The following is a 1,482-nucleotide window of genomic DNA, read 5'->3' as shown; positions in this document are numbered from 1 at the left end:
CCCATTTGATTACACACAAGTCAGTCACCCAGTTCTCGTGCGTACCTGAGGCCGGCGGCGAAATCCATCACTCGCTGCAGTCCTTGCCAGATGGTCTTGACTCCGGGTTCGCCGTCGCCTTTGCGCGCCAGAAAGCCGCCGAGCATGGCGACCAAGCGCACGACCTCATTCAGACGCGGTGACGTCTTCGGCGGCTTCTTCTTGTTGAGAATGAATGCCGCGCGCCATTCATCCCGCTCGAACAGCAGCCCTGCATCCAGGTCCGGGCAAGTTCGGCCCAGTCGCATCAACCGAGCGATGCGCCATGCCACCACCATAAACAGCGCCAAGGCACGCTCAAGCCGTGCCATCGATGCGAGTTGCAACGCTTCGACCCGACAGCCGTTCTTGAGCACGTGAAAGAACAATTCCACCTCCCAACGCGCGCGGTACCAGTCAATAAGCTGCGCCGCTGCGTCAAGGTCGTCCACCTCGCGATTACTCAGCAGTCGCCATTCAATCGGCTTGACGCCTGCCGGCGGGTCGACCTCCCGGGCGACGATGCAAGTGGCACTCACCACGCCGCCTGCAGCATCAGGCAACGCGACACGTTGCGCCCACACCTGCTGCCGTACCGCGCGCGCAGGCTGAGCCTGACGGGCTGCCAGCGTGAAGTGAATCCTGCCCACTGGCTCACCCGCAGTCACTTTGTCCCACAGCTTGCCGCCGCCAGGCAAGGTGCGATTGTGCTGCGAGCGCAGTAGCCAATCCGCCGGGTGGCCCAACTCCTTTGCTTTGACCATCAGCGCCATGATGTCCGATTCCCGGTCAGCCACATAGACGAGTCGCGTGGCAGGCAGTGCGGCCGCCTGTTCGGCAACCCGCTCATATCCTTCGGTCCAGCGGGTACTTTCCTTGATGCCGGGGCGCACGCCATCCGCACCCTTCGGCTCGCGCGCCCACATGTAGGCGTCAAGCACGCCCAGCGGTTCGCGCGATGGCGTTACCGCGTAAGTCGGGTGCAGATACAGCCCGCGTTGCGCCTCATACGACAGCGGTCCCAAGCCTGTGATGGTCTGGCCGTTAAAGTCCAGCTCCGTGGTGTCTTGGATGCATAGCACCACTTCGCAAGCTCGCATCCGCTCGGCAGAACTCTGCCAGTGGGGCGCCAGAATGTCGCGCCAGTCCAGTTCATCCTGAGCCAGGAAGCGGTACGCCGCAGCCGTCTCCGCCCAGCCGCCGCATGCGCTGGGTATGCTTGCCGTCGGCTTCTCTGCGAGCCGCTCGGCCAGCAGCACCGCCCGTTTGTTCAGGCGCTGGTCGCCCAAGTCAATGTCCCTGAATTCTGCCGCTGCCCAACTCGTTGCCTCTCGCTGCATGTGCCGCCCAAAATGCAAGAGTGAACGACAATCCGAGAGAGCTTACAAGCCCACCCGCTATGTCATTGACCGTAAACGACTTTCTGCGGAGCGCCAGCCACCAGGAGTTGTGTGTAATGAGGTG

The 1,482-nt window shown here is 62.6% G+C and carries 1 protein-coding gene; it reads right to left on the bottom strand.

Features of this window, described 5'->3' with window-relative positions:
* Positions 1-20 precede the first annotated feature (20 nt).
* Positions 21-1,358 (bottom strand): IS4 family transposase, encoded by a 1,338-nt coding sequence (locus tag AB1I47_RS33725; RefSeq protein WP_475572035.1) that lies wholly within the window; start codon positions 1,356-1,358, stop codon positions 21-23.
* Between the last annotated feature and the right edge of the window lie 124 nt (positions 1,359-1,482).

The sequence above is a fragment of the Cupriavidus necator genome, assembly GCF_040578825.1.
GTDB classification, from domain to species: Bacteria; Pseudomonadota; Gammaproteobacteria; order Burkholderiales; family Burkholderiaceae; genus Cupriavidus; species Cupriavidus necator_E.
Note: the sequence above shows the minus strand (reverse complement) of the source record. Positions and strands in the feature narration are given on the sequence as shown.

Bases quoted from the DNA above. Each gene is read 5' to 3' on its own strand.
- AB1I47_RS33725 (WP_475572035.1), bottom strand. From the start codon at position 1,358: ATGCAGCGAGAGGCAACGAGTTGGGCAGCGGCAGAATTCAGGGACATT.